This is a genomic window from Polaromonas sp. P1_G2, from assembly GCF_056405515.1.
Genome location: NZ_JBFUBY010000011.1, coordinates 1 through 18,095 on the forward strand (window position 1 = coordinate 1; position 18,095 = coordinate 18,095).

General features: G+C 64.0%; 20 protein-coding genes. 9 read left to right on the forward strand and 11 right to left on the reverse strand.

Annotation, left to right across the window (positions count from 1 at the left end):
- Positions 1-335 precede the first annotated feature (335 nt).
- From AC1D0P_RS02460 to AC1D0P_RS02495, 8 genes are all read right to left on the reverse strand, one after another.
- Positions 336-641 (reverse strand): hypothetical protein, encoded by a 306-nt coding sequence (locus AC1D0P_RS02460; RefSeq protein ID WP_477675232.1) that lies wholly within the window; start codon positions 639-641, stop codon positions 336-338.
- Positions 641-868 carry a hypothetical protein gene (locus AC1D0P_RS02465; RefSeq protein WP_477675233.1) on the reverse strand — a complete coding sequence of 76 codons (228 nt, stop codon included), beginning with the start codon at positions 866-868 and terminating at the stop codon, positions 641-643. The genes AC1D0P_RS02460 and AC1D0P_RS02465 overlap by 1 nt, the downstream gene beginning before the upstream one ends.
- A gap of 195 nt (positions 869-1,063) precedes the next feature.
- Positions 1,064-2,308 (reverse strand): type II toxin-antitoxin system HipA family toxin, encoded by a 1,245-nt coding sequence (locus AC1D0P_RS02470; RefSeq protein WP_477675234.1) that lies wholly within the window; start codon positions 2,306-2,308, stop codon positions 1,064-1,066.
- A complete protein-coding gene (locus AC1D0P_RS02475; protein WP_477675235.1) occupies positions 2,298-2,633 on the reverse strand; it encodes a helix-turn-helix domain-containing protein in 336 nt (111 codons plus the stop codon). The genes AC1D0P_RS02470 and AC1D0P_RS02475 overlap by 11 nt, the downstream gene beginning before the upstream one ends.
- A gap of 108 nt (positions 2,634-2,741) precedes the next feature.
- Positions 2,742-3,584, reverse strand: coding sequence for a ZIP family metal transporter (locus AC1D0P_RS02480; RefSeq protein WP_477675236.1), 843 nt, complete (start codon positions 3,582-3,584; stop codon positions 2,742-2,744).
- 135 nt (positions 3,585-3,719) lie between these two features.
- The gene (locus AC1D0P_RS02485) at positions 3,720-4,487 is read right to left on the reverse strand and encodes a dienelactone hydrolase family protein (RefSeq protein WP_477675237.1); all 768 of its coding nucleotides are present in this window, start codon (positions 4,485-4,487) and stop codon (positions 3,720-3,722) included.
- Between the two features lie 147 nt (positions 4,488-4,634).
- Positions 4,635-5,435, reverse strand: coding sequence for a fumarylacetoacetate hydrolase family protein (locus AC1D0P_RS02490; RefSeq protein WP_477675238.1), 801 nt, complete (start codon positions 5,433-5,435; stop codon positions 4,635-4,637).
- Between the two features lie 153 nt (positions 5,436-5,588).
- A complete protein-coding gene (locus tag AC1D0P_RS02495; protein WP_477675239.1) occupies positions 5,589-6,497 on the reverse strand; it encodes a helix-turn-helix transcriptional regulator in 909 nt (302 codons plus the stop codon).
- A 120-nt stretch (positions 6,498-6,617) separates the two neighbouring features.
- On the opposite strand from AC1D0P_RS02495, the gene AC1D0P_RS02500 reads away from it, so the two are divergent.
- The 5 genes from AC1D0P_RS02500 (at position 6,618) to AC1D0P_RS02520 (ending at position 10,336) form a co-directional block, all read left to right on the forward strand.
- A complete protein-coding gene (locus AC1D0P_RS02500; RefSeq protein WP_477675240.1) occupies positions 6,618-7,190 on the forward strand; it encodes a GbsR/MarR family transcriptional regulator in 573 nt (190 codons plus the stop codon).
- Positions 7,191-7,255: 65 nt separating this feature from the next.
- On the forward strand, positions 7,256-7,801 hold the full coding sequence (locus AC1D0P_RS02505; protein WP_477675241.1) for a thiol-disulfide oxidoreductase DCC family protein: 546 nt from the start codon (positions 7,256-7,258) through the stop codon (positions 7,799-7,801).
- 62 nt (positions 7,802-7,863) lie between these two features.
- Positions 7,864-8,283 carry a hypothetical protein gene (locus AC1D0P_RS02510; RefSeq protein WP_477675242.1) on the forward strand — a complete coding sequence of 140 codons (420 nt, stop codon included), beginning with the start codon at positions 7,864-7,866 and terminating at the stop codon, positions 8,281-8,283.
- Between the two features lie 48 nt (positions 8,284-8,331).
- Positions 8,332-9,270: an SAM-dependent methyltransferase gene (locus AC1D0P_RS02515; RefSeq protein WP_477675243.1), complete on the forward strand. Its 939-nt coding sequence runs from the start codon at positions 8,332-8,334 to the stop codon at positions 9,268-9,270.
- Positions 9,271-9,286: 16 nt separating this feature from the next.
- Entirely contained in the window at positions 9,287-10,336 is a 1,050-nt protein-coding gene (locus AC1D0P_RS02520; protein ID WP_477675244.1) for an SRPBCC family protein, read from the forward strand.
- Positions 10,337-10,368: 32 nt separating this feature from the next.
- Here the strand turns inward: AC1D0P_RS02520 and AC1D0P_RS02525 are convergent, their stop codons facing one another.
- From AC1D0P_RS02525 to polA, 3 genes are read right to left on the reverse strand one after another with little or no spacing between them, the layout of a single operon-like run.
- The gene (locus tag AC1D0P_RS02525) at positions 10,369-11,469 is read right to left on the reverse strand and encodes a M28 family peptidase (protein ID WP_477675245.1); all 1,101 of its coding nucleotides are present in this window, start codon (positions 11,467-11,469) and stop codon (positions 10,369-10,371) included.
- A gap of 22 nt (positions 11,470-11,491) precedes the next feature.
- Complete coding sequence (locus tag AC1D0P_RS02530; RefSeq protein WP_477675246.1) at positions 11,492-12,163, reverse strand: hypothetical protein; 672 nt, start codon at positions 12,161-12,163, stop codon at positions 11,492-11,494.
- 5 nt (positions 12,164-12,168) lie between these two features.
- On the reverse strand, positions 12,169-15,000 hold the full coding sequence (polA, locus tag AC1D0P_RS02535) for a DNA polymerase I (protein WP_477675247.1): 2,832 nt from the start codon (positions 14,998-15,000) through the stop codon (positions 12,169-12,171).
- A 156-nt stretch (positions 15,001-15,156) separates the two neighbouring features.
- Between polA and AC1D0P_RS02540 the strand changes: the two genes are divergently transcribed.
- The 4 genes from AC1D0P_RS02540 (at position 15,157) to AC1D0P_RS02555 (ending at position 18,094) form a co-directional block, all read left to right on the forward strand.
- Positions 15,157-15,327: a hypothetical protein gene (locus AC1D0P_RS02540; RefSeq protein ID WP_477675248.1), complete on the forward strand. Its 171-nt coding sequence runs from the start codon at positions 15,157-15,159 to the stop codon at positions 15,325-15,327.
- 54 nt (positions 15,328-15,381) lie between these two features.
- Positions 15,382-16,332, forward strand: a complete 951-nt coding sequence (locus AC1D0P_RS02545) for a homoserine kinase (RefSeq protein ID WP_477675249.1) — start codon at positions 15,382-15,384, stop codon at positions 16,330-16,332.
- A gap of 148 nt (positions 16,333-16,480) precedes the next feature.
- Complete coding sequence (locus AC1D0P_RS02550; protein WP_477675250.1) at positions 16,481-17,305, forward strand: BPSS1780 family membrane protein; 825 nt, start codon at positions 16,481-16,483, stop codon at positions 17,303-17,305.
- Positions 17,306-17,323: 18 nt separating this feature from the next.
- Positions 17,324-18,094: a FecR family protein gene (locus AC1D0P_RS02555; RefSeq protein ID WP_477675251.1), complete on the forward strand. Its 771-nt coding sequence runs from the start codon at positions 17,324-17,326 to the stop codon at positions 18,092-18,094.
- Position 18,095 lies beyond the last annotated feature (1 nt).

The window sequence follows — 18,095 nt, forward strand, 5'->3', positions numbered from 1 at the left end:
GGTGATGAGGGTGCTTGGGACTGGTCTCGGGAAATGGCTTGACGACGGGCTGGTGCAGCAGCTCGGCGCCCTCGGGGCTGGTGTCTATCGGCATGTCGGTTCTCCTTGTAGCAGTCAAACCCTGCAGGAAACCGGAACGGGTGTCCCTCCTGCATTGCGCATTTCCTGTTGCGCTTTATGACACTACACCGGTTTCGATTTCATTGCCGACGGCGCTTTTCCCGCCTATTTCAGCGTCATTGGCATGGGTGTGGTCTGCACCTCGCCCGGGTCCGGCGGCGTGTCCAGGGGCGGTAGCGGCTCGGGCGGCGGGACGTTGGGGTTGGTGGCCATGGCTACTTTTCCTTCTTCCCAATGTTYCCGGTCTTCCCGGCCTTGCGCGGCAGGTCCCGGATCATGGCTTCGCCTTTTTTGTCGCGGCCGTCGGATGGAAGGTCGTCTTCGAGCGTCGGTTCGGGCTCCTCATTGCCCGGGCGCTTCCGGGTACCGGACCGCGGCTGCGCTGCTTCGGCTTTATCGGCAGGCGCCTTGGCCTTCGTGATCTGCGTCGGTTCGGCCGGCAAGGTGTGCGCCGGTTCGTCAGGCGACCCCGCGCCCAGCGGAACGCCGCCGTCCGGCGAATGGCTGCGTTGGGTGTTCATCACAACAAACCCACCATCATGAGCGGCATGTCGTGGATCGCCAGCGCCGCGGCGGCCGCCATGCTGGCGAAGACCGTGATGAAAAACGCGATATAGGCGGCGGCACGTGTGCGGCGGACGAGCCGCGGCTTGTGCTGCGATGTCTTGCGGAAGGGCTCACCGGCGCCGAAAGCGGTCGACGGGCGAAAGGCACTGGAAACCGTGCTGGGTTCTGAATGGAAGTTCATGGGGGGCCTGCCTTTTCACAATGGAACGGGGGCTTTGGGAGGATGCTGGCTTCATCTTCCCTCCCCGCCCCGGCCCGCCCTATAGGCCGCCAAGCCCAGACCTTGTCAGGCGCTGTCTGACAGCGGCGCGGGATTACTTTCAGTCACCGCAACCCGCTTGCAAGCCTCGAACACATGTCCGCATACCCCCGCCTGTCAGGCCGCTGTGATTCGCTCTCCTTGCTTTGCCAGGAATTCGCTGACCTGCCGCACCAGCCTGGCGTCTGCTCCGCGTTCTTCCAACAGGATTTGGCTGTGGCTTTGCACCGTCTCGCGGACCTGCTGGATGATGGCCCCCGCCTGGCGCTCGGACAGTCCGAACTGCGCCGCCGCTTGCCGCGCCAGGCCCAGGCTTGACTCAGCTTTGCCAGGCAGGATGGCCAGCAGTTGATAACCGGTGTTGGCGCCCAGCTGCATCACAAGGTCAAAAGCCGGGGCCAGGCGATAACGTCCCTTGCCCGACAAAAGAACCCCATGGTTTTTCACATGGTCATCGCTGTTTCCCACCGCGAGGTTAAACACCATGCGGCGATACAGCTCATGCAGGTCCGCCTCGGGCTGCACTGAAATGCGCCTGAGCACCTGGGCCAGTTCGACATAACTGCCGCCGGTGTTGTCTTCATAGGCGACGTTCAGCAAGGCCGAGGCCGACAGGTAGTGAAGCCGCCGCTCGTTATCAATGGTTCCCTCCCTGTCAAATCGCCGGAGCACGAGCGCATGACCCGTCGGCGCGGGAAGCAGGAAAAATTCCGGCACGTTGATGCCGCAGGCTTTGGCCAGGCCCAAGGTGACGGCTTCGAGCATAGTGACATCATGGGCATCGCCCCGCGCGGGGAATTTGGCGATATGGCGCTTGCCGTCATGGATAAAAGTAGCCTTGGGACGCGCGCCGCCCAGGGTGCCGCCCTGCAACAGCGGCCTCAGGTCGGCGGCAGGCTCCAGCCCCATCTCAAGCCTGCGGGCGGCGTTCGCCAGGTCGTCAAGCTTGAATACGGTGGCGTCGGGCTTTGCGGACTCTATAGGTAAGGCGGTGCTGAACACCATGGCGCCTACCCGGTCGGCATTGGTTAACAACAGCGCCTCTACATCCGACAGGCCACGGCCATACCTGGCCTCCAATACCTTGCGACCCCAGCTGTCCGGCAGGGCATCCCGGAACGTCAAAGGCATGGCACCACCATCACGCAACCTGCGTTCCGGCAATCTGAATACGGCTTCCTGCAACGGCAGATGGCCTGGGTTGAAAGACTCGGCATCCGCCCGGTGCAAATACTGGCGCCCATAGGCAAACTCGCCAGACACCACGGTACCTCGCTGCACGAGCTTGAGCACCCCCGCCGGCGTGACATCTGCCACTGGCTCAAAGGCCAGGCCCACATACAGGCTGTGCTCAGAAGTCACGATCGCTTTCGCTGATAGTGCCTGGCGCGCTGGCCGCGACGCGCTTGCGAACCTTGCGGCCCGCCGTGAGGGATGCCGCGAAATCCGCCGACAGTGCAGCCACGTTGTGGATGGAGTCCAGTTGGCCTAGCAGCCACAAGGCATGCGCCATGACCCCCATGCTGGTGCCGGGTTTTCCGGACTCCAGCGCTCGGCACGTCGTCGGCGAGCAAAACAGGCGCTCGGACATTTCCTCAATCGTCCATTCCTGCTGCTGCCGGTATGCCCGCAGCCTCTGGCCGAGCTGAACCAGCGCCTCCAGCGCTTCAGGAGGTAGGCCTAGCAAGGAATTTGACTTTTTAGACATCAATAAAATAACTTTTAAATCAGATAAAAGCCATTATATTAACTAAAATAGGCCTAGTCCAGTAGGCCAGACAGATCCGCGTCTCCTTCAGTGGTGGTGCGCCATCCCGCTGATCAAGGTGACCAGGCCTATGCCTATGGCCAGCCAGGCGATTTGCGCCACGGTTTCGCGGGCGGTCACGCGTTTTTGCAGTTGCGGGATCAAATCGGCCAGCGCGACATAAATAAAGCTGCTCGAAGCCATGATCAGGAAAAACGGCAGGTAGTCGTACAGCTGGTCGACCAGCGCATAGCCCGCCACACCGCCCAGCGCAGTGACGGCGCCTGCCAGCGAGACCTTGACAAGGGCGGCGCGCCGGTTGTCCGAGGTCTGGCGCAGCACCACCAGGTCCCCCATGTGGTGGGGCACCTCATGCACCAGCACCGCCAGTGAGGCGACGATGCCGAGCCGCAAGTCGGCCATAAAGGCCGAGGCGATCAGGATGCCGTCGCCAAAAGCATGCACGCTGTCACCGGCCAGCACGGCCCAGCCGCCGGCTTTTCTCTCGCCATGCGCGTGGCCATGGTGGCCGTGRCTGTGCGCGGCATGGWCGTGACCGGTATGGTCATGCTGCGCATGCGCAGCCGCTTCGGGGCCGTGGTGCTCGCCGCCGTGATGCTCATGGCCGTGGTGCCAGAGCTCGGCCTTGTCGAGCAGGAAGAAAAACACCAGCCCCACCAGCAAGGTGGCGAACAGCTCCTTGGCGCCGGCCTGGCTCTCGAAAGCCTCAGGCAGCAGGTGCATAAAAGCCGTGGCCAGCAGCGCACCGGCGGCCAGGCTCAGCATGTGCTGCGTGTAGCGGGCCAGCACGCCGAAGCTCAGCAAAGCCGCCAGCCACACGCTGCCGATGCCGGCGGCCAGGGTTCCCATCAAGATTGCTAGCAAAGTCATAGCTGCATATGCCCGTATTGACTGGGCCAAAGCCCAAAATGATTAGCCCACGTCTGCCGGGGCAAGCCCGGAGGTTACACCACAGACGACAAAACCCCGGGCGCGGCATTCAATGCCGGCGGGCCGGGGTTGTTTTTATCTTATCGTGGCTGTCAAGCCCCCACGGTCGTTCGCTTCGCGTAACTCCCTGCCCCCCGAGGGGGCCGTCCCGCCTGTGGCCCGGCAAAGCCGGTTCCGGGCCTTCAGGCCTGCCGCCAGGTCCAGCGGGTGCTTGGGTGTGAGGGCCGAGGGCTGGCCGACCAGGCGGCCGTACCAGGCCACACCGGCCTTGACGTTCTTGCTTTGCTCGGCATACAGCCAGGTGATGCGGCCGCCCCAGCAAAAGCCGGTGATACCGACCTTTTTGGTGTTTCCGCCGTTGGCGCCTGCCCACTTCACCGCACCGTCCAGGTCGGCCATGACTTGCGCGTCGGGCACTTTGGAGACGACTTCGGCCATGAGCTTGGCCATTTCGTTGTAGGTGCTGGGGTCGCCCTGTCGCGCATAGAGTTCGGGGGCGATGGCCAGGTAGCCGGCTTTGGCGAAGCGCCGCGCGGTGTCGGCGATGTATTCGTGCACGCCGAAGATTTCCTGGATCACCAGCACCACCGGCAGGTTGGTCTTGCCGGCAGGCGCCGCGAAAAACGCGGGTACCTTGAAGCCATTGACCTCGTAGGTGGTTTCGCCGGTCTTCAGGCCTTGCGAGGACGTCTTGATGGCGGTCTGCGCCATGATGGGCATGGCGGTGGCGGCATACCCGACTCCCAGGGCCGTCTTGAGCGCGGTGCGGCGGCTGGCGCCGGCTTCGGTGGAACGCCCGGGCAGCAGTGCGTCGAAGTCTTTTTTCTGGTCGTGTTCAAGCATGGCGGTTTCCTCGGTTGGTTGTTGGGGTCGCACGGAAAACAGTCGGAGTCTATGCGGCCCCGGAAGTTCTTGCCACCGAGGGGCGATGACACGGTGTTTTCCCTTGCCCCTCGCCCTCCCTGCCAGTGCCAGTGCCAGTGCCAGTCCTCAGACGATCTTGACGCTGAGCTCCGGCAGGCCGTCGATGTGGCATTCGATGACGTCGCCCTTGACCACCGGGCCGACGTTCTCAGGTGTGCCCGAATAGATGATGTCGCCGGGAAACAGCTCAAACGCCTCGGACAATTTGGATATCTGCTCGGCCACCGACCAGATCATGTGGTTCAGCGTGGCCTGCTGCTTGACCTGGCCGTTGACCTTGAGCCAGATCGCGCCCTTGGTGTAGTGGCCGGTCTGCGCGACCTTGTGGATGGGGCCTATGGGCGCCGAGCGGTCAAAGCTCTTGCCGATTTCCCAGGGTTTTTTCTGGTCACCCATGCCGCGCTGCAAATCGCGCCGCGTCATGTCCAGGCCCAGCGCATAGCCGTAGACCATGTCCAGCGCCTTGTCCATCGGGATGTTGCGTCCGCCCTTGGCGAGCGCCGCCACCAGTTCCACTTCGTAGTGGTAGTTCTTGGTCAGTGTGGGATAGGGATGGTCGGCGACCTTGCCGGGCGGCACCACCTGGATGGCGTCCGTCGGCTTCTGGAAGAAGAAAGGCGGCTCGCGGCTCGGATCGGAGCCCATCTCGATCGCATGGGCCGCGTAGTTGCGGCCTATGCAGTAGATGCGGCGCACCGGGAACATCTCGGCGCTGCCCGCGATCGGGATGTAGGTCTCGGCCACCGTGAAGGGCGTTGCCGGCGCGTTGGCCGCCGTGCCGGGCGTGGCGCAGCCGACGACAGCGCCCGTCGCCATCAGGGCGCCTGTCTGCAGAATTCCGCGTTTGCTCATGTCTGGTTTTGTCATGTGTGTCTCCTGGGATTGATAAAAGCTGGAGCTTGTTGTCAGCGTATTTTTTTCTCCAACCATCGAGCATAGGGCGGACAAGCGTCATGCAGGCGGACGCAATTACGCATTTACCGGACGATTCAATGCAGCGGTGTTGCGCCGCAGCACGCCTCAGGCTGTACCCGATATCTTGGCGCGCACGCTGTCGCGGTAGGCTTTTGGCGTCTGGCCGAAACGCTGGCGGAAGCGCCGCGCGAAATAGGCCTCGTCGGCAAAACCCGAGGCATGGGCGATGCTCGCGATGCGCTGGCTGCTGTGCGCCAGTTGTTCCTGCGCGAACTCCAGGCGCCGCTCGGTCACCAGGTCAGTGAAGGTCTTGCCGGTTTCCTTCTTCAACAGGTGCGCGAGGTAATTGGGCGACAGGAAGGCAGCCGCCGCAGCATCGGCCAGCGTGACCTCGCCGGCCAGGTGCTCACGGATGTAGCGCACCGCGCGCTGCAAGCTGGCGCGCCGGCTGCCCTGCTGCGCCTGGCTGGCCGAAAAGCGCAGCAGGTCGGCCTCGTACTTGCGGCAGACCAGGCTGATCAGCTGCAGCATCAGGCCGCGGATCATCTCGATGGAGCCGAAGCGGCGGTGCGCGTTTTCAAAGGCGAGCTTTTCGAGCAGCGCTTCGACTTCGGGAAACTCGTCCTCGGAGAAATAAAAATCGGCGTATTCCTGGAACAGGAAGGGCGCCAGTTCCGGCGCACGCGTCAGCGGGACGTCCTCCAGGTCCAGCGGGTCCACGTCCAGCCCGGGCCGCAGGAACTGCTGCGACATATTGATGATGACGTAGCGCGAGCCCTCGGGATGCGGGATCACGTGCACGCGGTAAGGCAGGATAAAACTCAGGTAGCCGCGCCGGAAGGGCCGCACCGTGCCGGCCACGTTCTGTTCGGTGTCGCCCTGCAGGCTGATCTGGACCTGGAAATACTCGTGCCGGTGCGGGCGCACCAGCGGCGGCCGCACCAGCTGGGACCGGATGTCGAAGTCCAGGTGGTCGGCCCGCTCGGACATGCCGTAGGTCTTGATGTCTGTCATGCGCCGTATTCTCGGGCCTGGCCTCCCCCACCCCTTCCCACCCCTTTTCCATCGTTGTTTCTTTTCCTCATACGAAGTTTCTGTATTGACAGAAATTACAGACGGCATATAGTCGGAGCCATGGAACTCAGCCCCGTCGCCCGCAAATTTGTCGTCCACTGGGGAGAAATGGGTACCGCCTGGGGCGTGAACCGCACCGTCTCGCAAATCCACGCCCTGCTTTTCTTCCACGGCCGCCCGCTGCATGCCGAAGACATCGCCGACACGCTGGCCGTGGCGCGCTCCAACGTCAGCACCAGCCTCAAGGAGCTGCTGAACTGGAACCTGATACGCGCCACCCATATGCTGGGCGACAGGCGTGACTATTACGAAACCTCGCTCGACGTCTGGGAACTGTTCCGCACCGTGGTGCGWGAGCGCAAGGAGCGCGAATACGACCCGACGGTGCGCATGCTGCGCGAGCTCGTGAAAGACCAAGGTTTCGAGGCCGAGCCCGCCGATGCGCAGGACCGCGTGCGCGAAACCCTGAGGCTGATGGAGTCGCTGGGCCTGTGGGCCGACGAGATGCTGCGCCTGTCGCCCAACACGCTCGAAAAAGTGCTGCGCATGGGCGCCAGCGTGCAGAAATTCGTGCGCGGCGACAGTGATGCCAAACCCATGGATCCTTCGGAGTTGCTGCCGCCCACCTTCTGAAAGGCCGGTGGCTTTTTTTTGGATATTGATTTCTGTTTGTACTGAAATTTCTAAAGGAGAGAAATGTGACTGCAATCCATAACACCGCCAGCTTGGGCAACAGAGGTAGCAGAGGCAACGCGGGCAATGCCGGCAACACCCGCTACGACAGCTTCAAGGCCAGCATGGACCCGGCCATCTATCCGCTGACCCTGTATTACGAATCGGCCTGCCCGCTCTGCAACGCCGAGATGAGCAACCTGATGCTGCGCAACACCGAAGGCCATCTGCGTTTTGCCGACGTCTCGGCGCCGGATTTTGCCGACCTGCCCGCGGGCGCGACCATGCAGGACCTGCTGGCCTTGATCCACGCGCGCACGGCCGACGGCCGGGTGCTCAAAGGCGTGGAGGTGTTCCGGCTGGCCTATGAAGCCGTCGGCCTGGGCTGGGTCAGCGGCGCCATGCGTTTGCCGCTGCTGCGCCCGCTTGCCGAATGGGGCTACCCGGTGCTGGCACGCAACCGCCACCGTATCCCGCGCGGCCTGGTGCGGCTGATGTTTGAAGGCGCCGTGCGCCGCGCCGCCGAACGCTCGGCCGCCGCGCGCTGCGATGCCACCAGCTGCCCACGTTAAGCACATCACGTCAAGCAATCCCGTCAAGCACGTCACGTTCAACAAGGAAAGGAAACACCGCCATGAATGCCAACCTCGATGCCAACCTGTTTTTTGTCTCGCTGCTGATCGCGCTGGCCGGGCCCATCATCGCCATCAGCTACCTCAAGCCCATACTCCACAAGGTGCTGCGCATGCTGTGCGACGCGGACGGCGGCGCGGAGTTCTGGATACGCTGCGCCTACCTGCTGGCGGTTTCGGGCACCCTGCTGCTGATGCTGAGCTTCGGCGAATTCAGCGACCGCAGCAGCCTGGTCGACGCGGTGCGCCGCTCGCTGGGGCTGGTGATGGCGGGCGTATTCCTCACCGTGGCCATCATCTCGCGCAACGTCTGGACGCAGGTGCGGCAATGGGTCGCCGCGCGGGAACTGGCCGCCCATGTGCAGGGCGCCCGCCCCGCCGCGCCGGCTGCAGCTGTGGTTGCCACAGCCGATGCACGCTGAGGCCATCGGCGGAATTCAAAGCTGAAGACACCCCAGACGGAGGAAAAAATGCTCACCACAACCCCTGCGGTCCACCACACCACCTCTGCGGCAACCACGGGCAAGGAAGCCCGGCTGGCGGACATCAGGTCGTATTACAACGCTGTGGCCGACGACTACCGCGCGTGGAGCCCCGGCATGAACATGCACTTCGGCTACTGGTCCTGGAAGGTCAACCCCTTGGCCCGCGAAGCCATGCTTGAACGCATGAACCAGGAAGTGCTGCACCAGTTGGCCCTGCCAGGCAGCGGCGCTATCCTGCTGGCCGACCTGGGCTGCGGCGCGGGCGCCACGGCCAGGTCCATCGTCAAAAACCGCAAGCACAGCACCGTGGACGCCGTCACACTGGTGGCGCGGCAAATCGTCCAGGGCGTTGAGCTCAACCAGGCCGCGGCCTTGCCCAACCAGGTTCGCTTCCACCTGGCCGACTATGTCGACACCGGACTGCGCGCCGGCGCTTACGACGGCGTTTACGCCCTTGAAAGTTCCTGCCATGCAGCGGGGGCGGATAAACGCGCTTTGGTGCGTGAGGCGGCGCGCCTGCTGCGGCCCGGCGGCACGCTGGTGATTGCCGATGCCTTGCGGCGCAACAGCAAGCCTTTGCCCGGTTTCATGGAACGGATCTACAGGCTGTGGTGCCATCACTGGGCCGTCAACGAGCTGGCCGAGAAACAGGCACTGCACGCCGCGCTGGCCAGCCAGGGGTTCACCGACATCCGTTTTCAGGACATCAGCCTGCGCCTGGCGCCCAGCGCCTTGCAGATTCCGCTGTTCGCCACACGCTTTGCCTTGCGTGAGCTCTGGCGGGCCCGCTTCCACCTGTCGCCGCTGCGCCGCGGCCACATCGTGGCGTCGTATGCGGCCTTCCTGCTGGGCGCGTGGCTGCCGGGGTTTGGCTATTACATGATCACCGCCCGCAAGCCGGCGGACGGCGGCATGTCGCACTAACATCGTCCACACCATCATGACCCCAGATAACCAAGCCGCACCATCGAGCCCCGCCGCGCAAGGCAAGGCCATTGCCGCACAAGAAGAGGCCGCATCACCGCAAGGCATGCCGTTTTCAGGCTGGGCGCCTTTTATGGCCGGAGCGTTGAGCGGGCTTCTTCTGCGCCTGATGTTTTCCGGTGCAGCGGGGAGCGCGCTGTCAGCCATGGCGGGTGGTTTTGTCTGGTTCGCGCCCATCGCGGTAGGCGCCATCACGGTGTATGCAGCCGAGCGGCAAAAGCGCAGAAGCTTTTCCTACTACCTCTTCGCACCGGCGCTGGCAACCTTCGTGTTTGTGCTCGGCAGCCTGGTCATCCTGATAGAAGGGCTGATCTGCGCCATCGTCATCCTGCCGATGTTCACCGTTCTCGGCATGTTCGGCGGCCTGGCCATGGGGCTTGTTTGCCGGCTGACCAATTGGCCAAAGCAGGCGGTCTACAGCATTGCCGCCTTGCCGCTGCTGGTGGCGATGGCATTTCCTCAAAACCAGGCGCAGCGCATCGGCAGCGTGGAACGGAGTGTTCTGATACAGGCCACATCCGCTGAAGTGTGGCAACAGATCAACAACGCACGCGATATCACACCCGCTGAGGTGCAACATGCGTGGGCCTACCGGATCGGCGTTCCGCTTCCAGTCAGCGGCATCACGACCCACACGGCCGAAGGCTCCGTACGCAAGAGCACCTGGGGCAAGGGTGTTCACTTCGACGAGGTGATACGCCAGTGGGAACCGCAACGCCATGTGCGCTGGACTTACCGTTTTGCAGACGATTCATTTCCTGCGGGCGCGCTGGACGACCACGTGAAAGTGGGCGGCGCCTATTTCGACTTGCGCGACACCGCCTACACGCTGACGCCCGAAGAAGGCGGCACGCGCCTGCACATTCGCGTGAGCTATCGCATCAGCACGGATTTCGACGCCTATGCGAACTGGGTCGCCCAGCGCCTGCTGGGCAATTTTTCAGAAGTGATCCTGGACATGTACAAGTCACGCAGTGAACATACCGGGAACGCGGCGCTGTCTTGACCAACGCCACGCCGGCGAATCACTTGCCTGACCTAGCGCGCCGGCCCGGCCACTGCAGCGTGCTGCATGACCACCGCCCGCACGCCGTCAACGACTTTTGCCATGCGCCGGTAATCCAGCCGGTCCGCTGTGTCCAGCGGCGTGTGATAAGCCTTGTTCCTGTAGAAAGCCGTGTCGGTGACCATCATTCCGACATAGCCTTCATTCCAGTAATTGAGGTGGTCCGAAAAATCGACCCCCACGACGAAACCCGGCGCATTGATCGAGTACACCGGCAGGTCGGAGGCCGATTTCATCGCCGCCTTGACCTGGCGCGCGACCTCACCGTCCTGGTAGAAGCCCACCAGTGAGATGAAATTCCCGGTGGTCGGGTAGATGGCATTGAGAAGCCTCACGGGATGGTCCTGGCTTCCCGGCTCATCACTGAAGTAGCCGATGCACTCCAGTGACAACATGAGGGACGCGCGCTTGCCTGACTCGGCAAGGGACCGGGCGTGGATGGCGCTGCCCATATAGGGTGTGCGGAAAAACGGAGGCTCTTCGWTCGTGTAGACCACCAGTTCCACCCGCTGGCGAAACGACTGTCCCTTGAGCAGCCGCGCCAGCTCAAGCAGCCCCGCCACACCGCTTGCGTTGTCGTCCGCACCAGGCTGCTCGCCGGCCACGTCGTAGTGAGCGCCTATCACCATCACTTCAGGTGTGTCAGGGCCCAGCTTCACGACCAGATTGCGGTAGGGCCGGCCTTCTGCCGTGAAGCGCTGGCTCTCGACCTTGAGGCCCAGTCCGGCAAGCTGCGACTCCAGATAGACGGCAGCGCCTTCCAGCCGGATTTTGTTGTCAAAGGTGCGATCCGGAAAATCGATGGAAAGCTTGCGGACCAGTTGCTCGAGCCTGGCAGCGGACGCGGTTTGCCCTGCCAGCGCTGCTGTTTCACTGGCGGTCACAAAAGGCTGGGTCAATCTGTACCAGGCGTACCCTGCCGCAGCACCAGCCGCCAGCACGGCCATAGCGGTAAAGACGACGAAAATTTTCCGGGTTCTTCTCATAGGTGGGTCCACGGCAAAGGGACTGAGGACGCATGAATGTGCCTTGTCCCAGTTCGGCCCAACGCCGATTTCAGGGAGCAGCGGCACATCCGCTGGTGCAAGGCGTTGTTCAACGCGTCCTCCGGAACAGTGCGCCACGGCGCGCCCCGTACGCCACTGCGAACGCCGTTCCCAGGCCCGCGGCAAACAGCAGCATGCCCCAAAAAAAGTACTTGCCCGCTTCATCCGAGGCATGCCGCCGCACCCAGACTTCGTAATAGTCGCCCGGCTGCCCCGCGCTGACGGGCAGCAGAAGGTAGTAGGCCTTGCCGTCCTCCAGGTCATACAGGCCTTGCTGCACATAGTGGCCACCCAGCGCATACAGGTTGAGGTTCGGGTCGGCCGGCCCGCCCTTTTTGCTGCGCCGCAGGCGCTCGCGCTTCCCCATGGCGTACGTCAGGCGCTCGGGGGTGAGCTCCATCAAGCCAGGCCCGAAGCGGGTGTCGAATTGCCAGGACCAGTCCCGTGTCACGACGGCGATGGGCCCGTCGCCGGGGCGGATGTCCAAGGGCAGAACCAGCGGAATTTCGCCCGTCTTGCTTTTCTGGTGATGGGCGAACCGCTCGCCGCCGGGCAGGCTGGTCACCGGCACGGCGCGAGGGTCCCGGGGACCCGAATGGACCAGGAGTTCGCCGCCCCACAGCGGCAGGTACACCAGGTCGGCCAGCACCAGCGCCAAGCCCAGCAGGGCGACCACCACACCGGCCCGGGCGCAACGCCTGGCCGCAGGAAAGGACACCACCACCGTCAGTGCGCCTTGTCCCAGTTCGGCCCGATACCGATCTCAGCCAGCAGCGGCACTTTCAGGTCGGCCACGCCGGCCATCAGGCGCGGAATCTCGGTGCGCACCCATTCAACTTCGGCCTCGGGCACCTCGAACACCAGTTCGTCGTGCACCTGCATGATCATCTTGGTGGCGCGCTTTTCCTCATCAAGCACCTGCTGCACCTTGTTCATGCTGAGCTTGATCAGGTCGGCCGCCGTGCCCTGCATGGGCGCGTTGATGGCCTGCCGCTCCGCGGCCTTCTTGCGCGGGCCGTTGCCGCCGTTGATTTCCGACAGGTAGAGGCGCCGGCCGAACACGGTTTCGACGAAGTGATTTTCCTGGGCGAACACCACGGTCTGATCCATGTAGTTCTTGACGCCGGGATAACGCTGGAAGTATTTGTCGATATAGGCCGCCGCGGCCTTGGTCTCTATGCCCAGGTTGCGCGCCAGGCCGAAGCTGCTCATGCCGTAGATCAGGCCGAAGTTGATGACCTTGGCGTAGCGGCGCTGTTCGCTGCTGACTTGCTCCAGCGCGACGCCGAAGACCTCGGCGGCCGTGGCGCGGTGCACGTCCAGGCCGTTGGTGAAGGCGCTGAGCAATGCCTCGTCGCCGCTGATGTGGGCCATGATGCGCAGCTCGATCTGCGAATAGTCGGCGCTGGCAATCACGCTGCCTGCGGGCGCGATGAAGGCTTCGCGCACGCGCCGGCCTTCCACGGTGCGGATCGGGATGTTCTGCAGGTTGGGGTCGTTGCTCGAAAGCCGCCCCGTGACCGCGACGGCCTGCGCGTAGTGGGTGTGCACGCGGCCGGTGCGGGGCAGCGCCAGCTGCGCGAGTTTGTCGGTGTAAGTGCCCTTGAGTTTGCTGAGCGAGCGGTGCTCGAGCAGCTTGGCCGGCAGCGGGTAGTCTTCGGCCAGTTTTTCGAGCACTTCTTCGTCGGTGCTGCGCGCGCCGCTGGGGGTTTTCTTGATGACCGGCATGCCGAGCTTGTCGAAGAAAATCTCGCCCAGTTGCTTGGGACTGCCCAGGTTGAAGGGCTGGCCGGCAATCTCGTAGGCTTCGGCTTCCAGCTGGATGATGCGCTGGCCCAGTTCGTGGCTTTGCGCGGCCAGGGTCGGCGCATCGATCATGACGCCGTTGCGCTCGATGCGGTACAGCGTTTCGCTGCTCTGCATTTCCAGTTCGTAGATAAAACGCAGCTTCTCGTTGGCCTGGACCTGCGGCCACAGCACGCGGTGCACGTCCAGCGTCTGGTCGGAGTCTTCGCACGAATACTCGGCGGCCTTGGCGATGTCGACCTGGTTGAACTTGATCTGGTGCGCGCCCTTGCCGCACAGGTCTTCGTAGTTGATGCCGCTGCGGCCCACATGGCGCTCGGCCAGGCTCGCCAGGCCGTGCGGCTTGGTCACTTCCAGCACATAGCTTTGCAGCATGGTGTCGTGCGCATAACCCTGCACCTCGATGCCGTGGTTGGCGAACACATGGCGGTCGTATTTGACGTGCTGGCCCAGCTTGGGCTTGGCGGGGTTTTCCAGCCAGGGTTTGAGGCGCGCCAGCACCTCGTCGCGCGGCAGCTGCGCGGGCGCGTCGGGGTAGTCGTGCGTGAGCGGGATATAGGCCGCTTCGCCGGGCGTGACACTGAAACTCAGGCCGACGATTTCGGCCAGCATTTCGTCAAGAGAGGTGGTTTCGGTGTCCAGCGCGACGAGCTCGGCTGCTTCGATCTTGGCCAGCCAGCGGTCGAAGGCTTCCCAGGTCAGCACCGTGTCGTAGTTCAGGTTGCTGGCGCGCTGGGCCGGAGCTGTATCGGTCAGGGGCGCTTCATCAAAAAGCCCCGGCGAATCCGACCGGCCGCCCGAACCGCCCGAGGGCGCGGGCTTGTGCCGGCCTTCGGGCCCGCCTATCAGTTCGGGCGGCGTGCTTTCAATCTCGATCTGTTTGACCAGGCCCTTGAAGCCGTACTTTTCGTAAAAGGCTTTCAGGGCCTCGGTCTGCTGCCCGCCTATGGCAATTTCGTCCAGGGCCGGCAGGCCGGCGATGTAATCACCCAGCTCGCAGTCCTTTTTGATGGTCAGCAGCTCACGGCCCTTGGGCAGCCAGTCCAGCGACTGGCGCAGGTTTTCGCCGACCACGCCCTTGATTTCACCGGCACGGGCCACCAGCGCATCAAGCGAGCCGTATTCGAGCAGCCACTTCACAGCGGTCTTGGGCCCGACCTTGGGCACGCCGGGCACGTTGTCGACCGCGTCGCCGACCAGGGCCTGGTAATCGACCATCAATCGCGGCGGCACGCCGAATTCGGCCTCGACCCCGGCCAGGTCGCGGCGGCGGTCGTTCATGGTGTCGATGACGGTGATGTTTTCGTCGACCAGCTGGCTCAAGTCCTTGTCGCCGCTGGAGATGACGACTTCAATGCCCTGGGTGGACGCCAGGCAGGCCAGCGTGCCGATCACGTCGTCGGCCTCCACGCCGGGCACGTCCAGCACCTTCCAGCCCAAGAGGCGCACCACCTCGTGGATGGGCTCGACCTGGCTGCGCAGGTCGTCGGGCATGGGAGAGCGCTGCGCTTTGTACTCGGGGTAAAGGGCATCGCGGAAAGTCGGCCCCTTGGCGTCGAACACGCAGGCGGCGAAGTCGGCGCGCACGTCCTTGCGCAGCTTCTGCATCATGTTGACCATGCCGCGTATGGCGCCGGTGGCCGGGCTGGCCGGGTCGCCCGGGTTGGCGCGCAAATCGGGCATGGCGTGGAAGGCGCGATACAGGTAGCTGGAGCCGTCCACCAGCAGCAGCGTTTTTTTGTCGGTACTCATGGGGCCTGATTGTCGGGGATATCGGCCCGACCCTGCCGGGCCCGGCGCAAGCGGCCGGCGCCGGCCCTGGCAAAGGCATTTCGCCTACACCGGCAGCCTCTTTATTACGACAGGCGGGGCTTTGTCGCCCACCTCCCGCAGGCCTACAATGCAGGCATGAACCACGCTTTCCGCCTCCTTATCGCTGCTGCCGCAGCGCTGCCGCTGGCCGCGGCCATGGCCCAGGCACCCGCGCAGAACGCGGCGCCGCCCGCCACCAAGGCGGAAGCGGGGTCAACCAGCAACGACACCAACGGTTCGCGCGTGTGGAACGTGCTGAAGTTCTGATCTTCGCCCCCCTTCCAGACACAATTCCAAGAATTCCAGGGTTCAGTTTCAGGCATGGCCGTATATACCGAAGTCTCGTTTGACGAGGCTGCAGCGTTCTTGAACGCCCTGAACCTGGGGCAGCTGCAAAACATCAAGGGTGCCGCGGGCGGCATCGAAAACACCAACTACTTTGTGGACACCGACCAGGGCCAGTACGTGCTGACCCTGTTCGAGCGCCTGAGCTTTGAGCAATTGCCGTTCTACCTGCACCTGATGCGGCACCTGGCGGCACACGGCATCCCGGTACCCGACCCGGCGGGTGATCCCAAAGGCAACATCCTGCACGAGCTCAAGGGCAAACCCGCCTCGGTGGTCAGCAAGCTGCGCGGGCACAGCGAACTCGCGCCCAGCGCCGCGCACTGCGCCGGCGTGGGCGAGGCGCTGGCGCGCATGCACCTGGCGGGCCTGGACTACCCGCGGCGCCAGCCCAACCTGCGCGGCCTGGACTGGTGGAACGAGACGGTGCCGGTGGTGCTGCCCCACCTCACGCCCGAACAAAGCAGCCTGATCCTGGGCGAGCTGGCCTACCAGAATCATGTGGCGGCCTCCTCCGCCTGCCGCAGCCTGCCGCGCGGCGTGGTGCATGCCGACCTGTTCCGCGACAACGTGATGTTCGAGGACGGCAAGCTCACCGGCTTTTTCGACTTTTACTTCGCCGGCTGCGACAGCTTTTTATTCGACCTCGCGGTCTGCCTCAACGACTGGTGCATAGACCTGGACACGGGCGCCAAAGACGAGGAGCGCTCCGCCGCCTTCGTCGCGGCCTACCAGGCGGTGCGCCCGCTGACCGCGCAGGAACGCCAGCTGCTGCCGGCCATGCAGCGCGCCGGCGCCCTGCGCTTCTGGCTGTCGCGCCTGTGGGATTTGCACCTGCCGCGCGAAGCCGCCGTGCTCAAGGCGCACGACCCCAGCCACTTCGAGCGTGTGCTGCGCGAGCGGCTTGCGCAGCCTTACGTCCTTTAAGCCCCGCAGGCGCGGCGGGCCTGGCCGGCCGACCCGCGGGGCCGGATTCACCGCCCCGCCGCAGCGCCTGCCGGTTTAAGGCACACTGCCCCTGCAATCCCTGGCCGGTTCCGTCGCCGACCACCCATCCCCCGAAGTCCCGAAGACCATGAAACTCAACATCGTTCCCGCGAGCACCGGCATCACCTGGGTCAAGCTGGGCGTCAAAACCTTTTTACAGCAGCCGCTGGCCATGTCGGGCCTGTTCTTCCTTTATATGGCGGTGGGGACGCTGCTGTCGCTGTTGCCGGTGCTGGGGCTGATCCTCGCGTTCATGATCGTGCCGGCCGCCACGCTGGGCCTGATGGCCGCCACGCAGGAAGCGGTCAAAGGCAAATTCCCCATGCCCACGGTACTGCTAAGCGCCTTTCGCGCGGGCCGCCAGCGCATGCGCGCCATGCTGGTCCTGGGCGCCCTGTATGCCGCGGCCTGCCTGCTGATCGTGATGGTCGTCCCCCTCCTGGTGGATGCGCCACCGGTGCCGACCGTCGCGCCCGCAACGGCCGAAGCCGGCCGCGACGCCATGCTGGCACCGCAGTTCCAGCTGACCATGCTGGTCACCATGCTGCTGTACCTGCCGATCTCGCTGCTGTTCTGGCATGCGCCGGCGCTGGTCCACTGGCACGGTGTTTCGCCGGTCAAGAGCCTGTTTTTCAGCTTTGTCGCCTGCATACGCAACGCCGGCGCCTTCCTGATGTACGGCCTGGGTTGGTTCGGCGTGTTCCTGGGCATGGGCATCGTGCTCAGCATCATCACCGGCCTGACGGGCAGCGCCACCCTCATGACCGCGGCCATGATGCCGCTGGCCCTGCTCATGGCAGCCATGTTTTCCACCTCGATTTACTTCACGTTTCGTGATAGCTTCGTGGCCACGCCACCCGACGATTCGACGGGGAGCGCCGAGGACGCCGATAACACCGACGACAACCCCTGACGTACCAGGAGATTCTTCATGACCCAGCACCAGTTGCAAGGCCGTAGCGAAAAAGAGATTTTGTGGTTCCAGAGGCGTGACACGCTCAAGGCCGCCGCGGCCTGGGTCGCCATGGGCGGGCTGCCCGCCGCCATGGCCCAGCAGCGCAGCAACATCGTCGAACTCCGGGGCGACGCCCTGCTCAACGGCAACCGGCTGCAAAACGGCCAGACCATCATGACCGGCGACCAGATCCAGACCGGGCCGGGCTCCAACCTGATGTTCGTCATCGGCAACTCGGCCTTCCAGGTGCGCGAGAACTCGGTGATGACGGTGGAGCGCGGGACTTCGCTCAACACCGTGAGCCTGCTGCGCATGATCACGGGTGCCGTGGTCAGCGTCTGGGGCAAGGGCAGCAACCGCTCCATCATCATGCCCACCCTGACGGCCGGCATACGCGGCACGGGCGTTTACGCCGAGGTCTTCGCCGACCAGGGCAACCGCAGCTACTTCTGCAACTGCTACGGCACGGTCGACATGGAGTCGAACGGCCAAAAGGTCGTCTCCCAGGCCAGCTACCACCAGTCCTTCTGGGGCGAAGTAACGCCCAGGGACGGCCACCAGCTGACCCCCGCCAATGCGATCAACCACAGCGACGAAGAACTGGAATTCCTGGCCGGCCTGGTGGACCAGCAGACGGCCTGGCAGATTGCCGGCAAAAAAGGCGTCAAGGATGGCCGGGGCTATATGGACCCGCAGCCAAGCCAGATGCACCCGGCGCAGATGCCGGTCGTCCCGGCGACGAAATAAG

Coding starts and splice junctions, on each gene's coding strand:
- AC1D0P_RS02465 (WP_477675233.1), bottom strand. CDS start 868: ATGAACTTCCATTCAGAACCCAGCACGGTTTCCAGTGCCTTTCGCCCG.
- AC1D0P_RS02485 (WP_477675237.1), bottom strand. CDS start 4,487: ATGCTTGAACACGACCAGAAAAAAGACTTCGACGCACTGCTGCCCGGG.
- AC1D0P_RS02490 (WP_477675238.1), bottom strand. CDS start 5,435: ATGACAAAACCAGACATGAGCAAACGCGGAATTCTGCAGACAGGCGCC.
- AC1D0P_RS02495 (WP_477675239.1), bottom strand. CDS start 6,497: ATGACAGACATCAAGACCTACGGCATGTCCGAGCGGGCCGACCACCTG.
- AC1D0P_RS02510 (WP_477675242.1), top strand. CDS start 7,864: ATGAATGCCAACCTCGATGCCAACCTGTTTTTTGTCTCGCTGCTGATC.
- AC1D0P_RS02515 (WP_477675243.1), top strand. CDS start 8,332: ATGCTCACCACAACCCCTGCGGTCCACCACACCACCTCTGCGGCAACC.
- AC1D0P_RS02520 (WP_477675244.1), top strand. CDS start 9,287: ATGACCCCAGATAACCAAGCCGCACCATCGAGCCCCGCCGCGCAAGGC.
- polA (WP_477675247.1), bottom strand. CDS start 15,000: ATGAGTACCGACAAAAAAACGCTGCTGCTGGTGGACGGCTCCAGCTAC.
- AC1D0P_RS02540 (WP_477675248.1), top strand. CDS start 15,157: ATGAACCACGCTTTCCGCCTCCTTATCGCTGCTGCCGCAGCGCTGCCG.
- AC1D0P_RS02545 (WP_477675249.1), top strand. CDS start 15,382: ATGGCCGTATATACCGAAGTCTCGTTTGACGAGGCTGCAGCGTTCTTG.
- AC1D0P_RS02550 (WP_477675250.1), top strand. CDS start 16,481: ATGAAACTCAACATCGTTCCCGCGAGCACCGGCATCACCTGGGTCAAG.
- AC1D0P_RS02555 (WP_477675251.1), top strand. CDS start 17,324: ATGACCCAGCACCAGTTGCAAGGCCGTAGCGAAAAAGAGATTTTGTGG.